Origin of the sequence: Bacillus sp. J14TS2 (assembly GCF_018333015.1) — a bacterium.
GTDB lineage: Bacteria > Bacillota > Bacilli > Bacillales > Bacillaceae_C > Lederbergia.
Genome location: NZ_BORE01000014.1, coordinates 138,810 through 146,262, shown reverse-complemented (window position 1 = coordinate 146,262; position 7,453 = coordinate 138,810). Strand labels below are relative to the sequence as shown.

At 38.8% G+C, this 7,453-nt stretch carries 8 protein-coding genes; 5 read left to right on the top strand and 3 right to left on the bottom strand.

Translation table 11 applies throughout. The annotated features are described in order from the left end of the window. Positions 1-488 precede the first annotated feature (488 nt). Both KI375_RS20060 and KI375_RS20055 read right to left on the bottom strand, forming a co-directional pair. Complete coding sequence (locus tag KI375_RS20060) at positions 489-1,445, bottom strand: 4-hydroxy-3-methylbut-2-enyl diphosphate reductase (protein WP_212975205.1); 957 nt, start codon at positions 1,443-1,445, stop codon at positions 489-491. A gap of 210 nt (positions 1,446-1,655) precedes the next feature. Beyond that, a complete protein-coding gene (locus KI375_RS20055; protein ID WP_244852862.1) occupies positions 1,656-2,219 on the bottom strand; it encodes a YqfQ family protein in 564 nt (187 codons plus the stop codon). Positions 2,220-2,408: 189 nt separating this feature from the next. Between KI375_RS20055 and KI375_RS20050 the strand changes: the two genes are divergently transcribed. Beyond that, positions 2,409-3,716, top strand: a complete 1,308-nt coding sequence (locus KI375_RS20050; RefSeq protein WP_212975204.1) for a DEAD/DEAH box helicase — start codon at positions 2,409-2,411, stop codon at positions 3,714-3,716. A gap of 12 nt (positions 3,717-3,728) precedes the next feature. Further along, positions 3,729-4,622, top strand: a complete 894-nt coding sequence (locus tag KI375_RS20045; protein ID WP_212975203.1) for a deoxyribonuclease IV — start codon at positions 3,729-3,731, stop codon at positions 4,620-4,622. Positions 4,623-4,894: 272 nt separating this feature from the next. Here the strand turns inward: KI375_RS20045 and KI375_RS20040 are convergent, their stop codons facing one another. Then, on the bottom strand, positions 4,895-5,155 hold the full coding sequence (locus KI375_RS20040) for a DUF2624 domain-containing protein (protein ID WP_374706881.1): 261 nt from the start codon (positions 5,153-5,155) through the stop codon (positions 4,895-4,897). A gap of 242 nt (positions 5,156-5,397) precedes the next feature. Here KI375_RS20040 and KI375_RS20035 point away from each other — a divergent pair, with 242 nt between their 5' ends. From KI375_RS20035 to KI375_RS20025, 3 genes are read left to right on the top strand one after another with little or no spacing between them, the layout of a single operon-like run. Further along, positions 5,398-6,180, top strand: coding sequence for a metal ABC transporter ATP-binding protein (locus KI375_RS20035; protein ID WP_212975202.1), 783 nt, complete (start codon positions 5,398-5,400; stop codon positions 6,178-6,180). Continuing rightward, entirely contained in the window at positions 6,177-7,043 is an 867-nt protein-coding gene (locus KI375_RS20030) for a metal ABC transporter permease (protein WP_212975201.1), read from the top strand. Before KI375_RS20035 ends, KI375_RS20030 begins: the two co-directional genes overlap by 4 nt. Then, positions 7,040-7,450 carry a Fur family transcriptional regulator gene (locus KI375_RS20025; RefSeq protein ID WP_212975200.1) on the top strand — a complete coding sequence of 137 codons (411 nt, stop codon included), beginning with the start codon at positions 7,040-7,042 and terminating at the stop codon, positions 7,448-7,450. Before KI375_RS20030 ends, KI375_RS20025 begins: the two co-directional genes overlap by 4 nt. The last annotated feature ends 3 nt before the right edge of the window (positions 7,451-7,453 follow it).

The window sequence follows — 7,453 nt, the reverse complement described above, 5'->3', positions numbered from 1 at the left end:
CTCCTGCGGGAATAGCTTGAGCGGAAGGCCCCACAGGCGCGATAGCGGCGAGGAGACTGAAGCCAAGCCCGCGGAAAGCGTCCGACTGGAGCGGAAATCAACATGGTTCGGATTTTAATACTACATTTTCTATTATGATATTGGGTTATTTAATATAAAATTCTAAAAAAATGGATGAAGGACTACCCTTAATTCCCATTCTCCTTTTTTTTTTGCAAAGAGACGATATATAACTGAATATTCAGTTATATATCGTCTCTCGTAGAAAACAAATCACTTGACTTTATTATCGCTTTTTTATGCAACGCTAGTGGGAAATTATAAAATTCTTGGCTTGTGGATAACTGTTTACCTTTCGGTTGGTGTCTAGCTCCAGGCGCCATCGGCTCGAGGTCAAATAACCTGAGACAATGAAAGGCAAAGAACGCCTTTCTTTGTCTCAGAACATTTGCTTGTCGCCGATAGGCGGGCGCCTTCCGCTTTTCTTGTCACCTGGTAGTAAGTGAAGTTTTTGTAATTCTTGGTAAGATTTTATTTAGAGGTACTTTGTGTTCGCGATCCCATGTTGCTTGATCGGCGGGATCGAATTGTTCTAAAAACTTTAATACCTCGCGGACAATTGGCGTCGGAGTGGACGCTCCAGCCGTAATTGCTACTGTTTTTGCCTTTAAAATCCATTCAATTTGAATTTCCGATACATCTGCTATTCGATAGGCGGCAGTACCGGCGATTTCCTTTGATACCTGGGCTAAACGATTTGAATTATTGCTCATTGGATCACCAACTACAATAAGTACGTCCGCTTCCCCTGCTTGATCGGCAACTGCTTCTTGTCTGACTTGGGTGGCAAGGCAAATTTCTTTATGTTGCTCGACATGTGGATATTTATCTCGTACTTTTTCCATAATCGTTTGGACATCCCATTGACTCATTGTCGTTTGATTTGTGACAATAATTTTTTCATTTTGAATGTCTAGTGTTTCTACATCATCCAAACTCTCAACCAGATGGACGATATCGGGGGCGACTCCAACAGCACCTTCAGGCTCAGGATGCCCTTTTTTACCAATATAAATGACGTTATAACCTTCTTTTTCTTTTTCTTTTATTAAGTCATGGGTGACTGTTACATCCGGACAGGTGGCATCAATTGTTGTCAGTCCTTTTTGTTTTGCTAGTTCACGAACTTCAGGGGAGACCCCATGAGCGGTGAAAATAACAGTACCCTGATCAACCTTTTCTAAGATTTCCTTTCGATTCGGCCCGTCTAAAGTGATAATTCCGTCTTCTTCAAATGCATCAGTGACATGTTTATTATGAACAATCATCCCTAAAATGTAGATGGGACGTGGTAAGGTTTTATCCAAAGAAGCATTTCGCGCGATAACCATGGCATCTACCACACCGTAACAGTAACCCCGTGGGGTAATCTTAATAACTTTCATTTAAATCCTCCTGACAAGAGGCTTTAGCCTGTAATCTATTGAACTCCTTACCTATTATAAAGGAGATCGATAAAAAAGCCAAACGCAGGAGGCCAATAGGATGTTAGTCAAAACAACGTTTCGACATACAGGATGCATGAGTGCCAACGAAGCGACAGGACGTTACTGTTTGAGGGTGCGTGTTCAACCTTAATCATCCTTAAAACGTTATTATGATGGAATATATAATTTTGGTACGGATACTCCCATCTCTCGCTCTTTCTGACGAGCAACTGTTTCTGTTTTCTTCTTCGTTTCCGTAGTCGATGCATCCGTTTTTGGTTCTAAGGCATCGTCTAGCGATTGTTCCTCCGTAGTGGGTTCCTTAGCATCATTATTCTCTGAAGATGTTAACCCTTGATAGATCCGCCACATGGCTGGAAGATTTTTTACCATGGGTCCATATTGCTGTATAAGTGGTCCGATTTGCTGCGCTGTATTTAATACATTCTGTGTTTTCCCTAAGAAATTACCAATTGTTTGCGGATTCGTAAGCCCCTGAAGCAAAGATGTCTCTGTGCCTGCGGACCTTGCAAACATATTTGCAGCTTCAGGTGCAGCCTGTCTTGAGAATAATTTTGCTAATAGTCCTCTGTTTGCAGGTAGACCAGGTTGCTGTCCGAAAGGCTGCATTCCTCGAGGACCACCTGGACCAAACATCCCTGATTGCCCCATATTGCGTGCTGGCCATGCCATTCTTTGTGGAGGCATTGGGCCTGGATTACGTAATGCCAATTACATAACCTCCCTTCCTATAGCTAATTTATGCAAACGACCAAGAAAAGTTTGGATAATCGCCGTGCCTTTGTTGTGATTTATTCGGACAAAGGAAGAATAGTCCCCGAAAGGTCAATATTTGTGAATCTATGCTAATTCGTATATAATTAGATATTTGAGATGATCCTACTTATAGGAAGTGAAAAAATGAACGATTTTAAACAATTTAAGCTGCAACCATTTATTGTTCGTGCCATTGAAGAAATGGGATTTCGTCAACCGACTGAAATTCAGCAAAAAATGATCCCTCTGATTTTACAGGGGCATAGTGCGATTGGACAATCCCAAACAGGTACAGGGAAAACGCATGCTTATCTCTTGCCGATTATACAGTCGATAAGACCAGAACAGAAACATGTTCAAGCTGTTATTACAGTGCCAACGAGAGAATTAGCTGATCAAATATATCAAGAGATTTTAAATGTTTTACAATATGATGAAGACAAGTCGATTACGGCCAAGCGTTTCATAGGGGGTACAGACAAACAGCGAGATGTTGGCAGATTGAAAGAGCAGCCGCATATTATTGTGGGAACCCCAGGCCGCATTCATGACTTGATCAGGGAACAAGCACTTTTTATTCATAAAGCAAATACGCTTGTCGTAGACGAAGCAGATCTTATGCTTGATATGGGTTTTTTACATGATGTGGATCAGGTAGCTGCTAGAATGCCGGATGAATTGCAAATGCTTGTGTTCTCTGCAACAATTCCAGAAAAAATAAAACCTTTTTTAAAGAAATACATGGAAAATCCGAAATATGAACAGGTGAATCCCGAGAGTATTGGGGCTGAAAACATTGAACATATTTTAGTACCATTAAAAAGTCGTGAAAAAGTTGAACTAATCCATGACATGCTTCAATCGTATAATCCGTACTTAGCAATTGTTTTTGTTAATACAAAACAAATGGCTGACATTGTTGCAGATCAATTGATTGAGAGAGGCTTAAAGGTTGGGAGACTTCATGGTGATATCAGCCCCCGTGAACGTAAAAGGATGATGAAGCAGATTCGTCAGCTTGATTTTCAATATATTGTTGCAACAGATCTAGCGGCAAGAGGAATCGATATCCAAGGTATAAGTCATATTATTAATTACGAATTGCCAAAGGACCTTGATTTTTATATTCATCGTGCTGGGAGAACGGCAAGAGCAGGGAATAAGGGAATCGCGGTTACCCTTTATCAGCCTAGTGATGATGATGCCTTGGTTAAATTGGAAAAAATGGGGGTTTCATTTACCTATTTAGATTTTGAACATGGCGACTGGGTAGAGAGTACAGACCGAAATCGCAGAAAGAAGCGTCTGAAGTCAGTTTCCGAGGAAGAACTCAAAGCCAAGCAGCTTGTAAGAAAACCTAAACAAGTAAAGCCTGGTTATAAGAAGAAGATGCAAAAACAAAGAGAACAGATTATGAAGCGTGAGCAAAAAGTAAAAAATCGTAAGAAATAAGGGGGAGTGGGTATGTTGAAAATTGGTTCACATGTATCGATGAGTGGCAAGAAAATGTTGCTGGCGTCAAGCGAAGAAGCCGTATCTTATGGAGCTAATACATTTATGATTTATACAGGAGCTCCGCAAAATACAAGAAGAAAAAAGATTGAAGAATTAAACATTGAAGCGGGACAAGCCCATATGAGAGAGAATGGAATAGATGAAATTATCGTCCATACCCCTTATATTATCAATATTGGTAATAGCGTTAAACCTGAAACATTTGAATTAGGTGTTAATTTTCTCCGGTCCGAAATCGAAAGAACAGAAGCAATTGGAGCTAAACAAATTGTGTTACATCCAGGCGCCCATGTGGGAGAAGGAGCAGAAAAAGGAATTCAAAAGATCATTGAAGGGTTAAATGAGGTCCTAACAGCTGATCAGAATGTCCAAATTGCTCTTGAAACAATGGCTGGAAAAGGTTCTGAATGTGGCCGTTCTTTCGAGGAACTGGCGAAAATTTTCGATGGCGTCCACTTAAATGATAAACTATCAGTTTGTTTTGATACTTGCCATACTCACGATGCGGGTTATGACATTGTCCAAGATTTCGATGGAGTACTGGATGAATTCGATCGTACTATTGGAATAGATCGCATAAAAGTATTGCATATTAATGATAGCAAAAACGAACGCGGTGCCCGAAAAGACCGCCATCAAAATATTGGTCTTGGCCATATTGGCTTTCCTGCACTACATTATATTATTAACCATCCGCAATTTACAGATATTCCGAAAATATTAGAAACACCGTATGTTGGGGAAGATAAGAAGAATAAAAAGCCTCCTTATAAATATGAAATCGATATGTTAAAAAAAGGCAAGTTTAATGAGCAGCTATTGGAAGATATCATGTCTCAGTAAAGAATAAAGAGGGGGGACATCTCTAAAACAGAGAAATGTCCCCATAATAAAAAAGTTTGGATGAGCACCTGCTGTTTTGTTCTGGTTTAGGAAATTATGAAATTGTAGCTTTTTGGATAAGTAGCTTACCTTGCAGTTGGTGTCTAGCTCCAGGCGCCATCGGTTCACAGGAGCGAGTTCATCGGCGGCGCGAACTTAGCCGATGTTCTGCATAATAACCTGAGCCAATGAAAGGCAAAGAACGCCTTTCTTTGTCTCAGAACATTTGCTTCTCAACTTGTAAACTGGATAAATAATTTGTTTAATTCTTTTGCCGTTTTAGGTCCGGCGATTTTGGCTATTTCGCGTATGATTTGTGAGCGAGTTCGGTCATCGAAAATATCTAAGTTTTTTCCTCTTAAGTATGCAGCAACTTTTTCCGCTTCATCCCTCGAAACCTCAAAATTAAATTGTTTTGCGTATTTTAGTAATTCTTCAGCCGTAATCATGTTAACCTTTAAATTAACCATATTTTTAATCAACTTCAAGATCATCACTCCCCATAAATATGTATGCTTTATCAAGATATTTGTGCCTGTTTTTAAAAACGCTTAAGAAACTATAATATATTTTGCTTGTGGGATAACTGGTTTACGTTGCAAAGCGGTGTGAACATAGTCTTTCTATCCAAATCAAGGTTCACTCTCTGAAGAACTACTATTTACAAATTAAATAGAAATATGGTATACTGCTATAATAAATCGTAATGATTCTTATTGAATGAAGGATGAAATAAATGACGAAGTCAGTGATTGATATAAAAGATGTAAGCTTTCGTTATGAACGTGAATGGGTATTAGAGCAGATCAATTTATCTGTTCATAAAGGGGACTTTTTAGGATTAGTTGGTCCAAATGGATCTGGAAAATCGACTTTATTAAAATTAATTCTGGGCTTGATTAAGCCTCAAACTGGAGAAATATCGCTTTTTCATGAATCAATAGCAAAATTTAAAGATTGGAATCGAATTGGTTTTGTATCACAAAAAGCGAATTCTTTTAATAGTGGATTCCCAGCGACTGTGTTTGAAGTTGTGGCAAGTGGGTTAACTGGAAAGCTAGGATTATTTCGCGTTTTAAAGGACCAACATAGAAAATTGATCATGGAGACCATTGACGCTGTTGGTATGGGGGATTTCGTTCGACGAAATATAGGAGAGCTATCAGGTGGACAACAACAGCGTGTCTTTATCGCTAGATCATTAGTTTCAAAGCCTGATATTCTTATTTTGGATGAGCCGACGGTCGGCGTTGATGAAAGAAATGTTCGATCTTTCTATGATATGCTGGTACAATTAAATCAAGAACAAGGAATTACCTTAATTTTAGTTACACATGATATTGGGACAATGACGGATAAAGTGACACATGTTGCTTGTTTAAATAAGATATTGCATTTTCATGGCGATGTAGGAGAATTTGAAAAATTTAATTCAGATGATTTGTCTGCAGTATATAATCATGATGTGCACGCTATACTCCACGATCATGATTATGAGCAAGAAGGTGCGAAAATATGATTGAGGCCATCTTGCAATATGAGTTTTTGCGTAATACATTTATAACGGGTTTGTTAATTGGTTTCATTGCTCCGTTATTAGGCACATTTATTGTTGTGAGAAGATTATCCTTAATCGCGGATGCATTGAGTCACGTGACATTAGCAGGAATTGCGACAAGTTTATATTTTAGTAAAGCATTTCCGCCGTTTGCGGGAATGAATCCTCTTTATTTAGGAGTCGGCTTTTCCGTCGTTGGTTCGCTTTTGATTGAACGGTTGCGATTAGTTTATAAGCATTATCAGGAACTGGCCATTCCTATCATTATGTCGGGTGGAATTGGTGTTAGCGTTATTTTTATTTCGATGGCAGATGGGTTTAACACAGATTTATTTAGTTATTTATTTGGAAGTGTTAGTGCCGTTTCAAGAATGGATTTATACCTTATTTTAGGAATTGCCTTTTTCGTAGGATTGATTATCATTCTGCTCTATAAAGAGTGGTTTTTATTATCTTTTGATGAAGAACATGCAAAAGTAGCGGGGATACCAGCTAAATTTCTTCATTTCCTTTTTATGCTGATGACAGCACTAGTGATTGCGGCTTCGATGCGAATCGTGGGAATTTTACTTGTTTCCGCACTGATGACACTACCGGTTGCTGCAAGTATGCGAATTGCTAGAGGTTTTAAGCAAACTATCTGGCTATCTATTCTATTCGGCGAAATTTCTGTTATAGGCGGCTTAACCAGCGCTTATTATCTGGATTTGGCACCTGGTGGAACGATTGTTGTTTTATCTATTTTTATTTTACTTATCACTATTCTGTTAAAACGTCTGCGAACAAAAGGTGTATTATGGAATTTAAGAGGTGAAAAAGCATGAATGTAACAGAAGCAATTGACATGTTGAAAAATAAAGGGTATAAAATAACGGACAAACGGGAGCAAATGCTGAACATTTTTGCTAGTCATAATAAATATCTAACAGCGAGAGAGGTATTATTGGAGATGCAGGGAGATTTTCCGCAACTCAGCTTCGATACTATTTACCGAAATCTTTCCTTGTTTGATGAATTAGAAATTCTAGAATCAACAGAATTAAGTGGAGAAAAACATTTCCGCTTTACCTGTGCAAATCACGACCACCATCATCATTTTATCTGTCTGCAATGCGGTCGGACAAAAGCAATTGAAGCCTGCCCAATGGATTTTGTCACAGAAGACTTGAACGGATTTGAAGTAGCGGACCATAAATTTGAAATCTACGGCAAATGCCCAAATTGTACGTAACGG

Coding starts and splice junctions, on each gene's coding strand:
- KI375_RS20025 (WP_212975200.1), top strand. CDS start 7,040: ATGAATGTAACAGAAGCAATTGACATGTTGAAAAATAAAGGGTATAAA.
- KI375_RS20040 (WP_374706881.1), bottom strand. CDS start 5,155: ATGATCTTGAAGTTGATTAAAAATATGGTTAATTTAAAGGTTAACATG.
- KI375_RS20050 (WP_212975204.1), top strand. CDS start 2,409: ATGAACGATTTTAAACAATTTAAGCTGCAACCATTTATTGTTCGTGCC.
- KI375_RS20060 (WP_212975205.1), bottom strand. CDS start 1,445: ATGAAAGTTATTAAGATTACCCCACGGGGTTACTGTTACGGTGTGGTA.
- KI375_RS20045 (WP_212975203.1), top strand. CDS start 3,729: ATGTTGAAAATTGGTTCACATGTATCGATGAGTGGCAAGAAAATGTTG.
- KI375_RS20035 (WP_212975202.1), top strand. CDS start 5,398: ATGACGAAGTCAGTGATTGATATAAAAGATGTAAGCTTTCGTTATGAA.
- KI375_RS20030 (WP_212975201.1), top strand. CDS start 6,177: ATGATTGAGGCCATCTTGCAATATGAGTTTTTGCGTAATACATTTATA.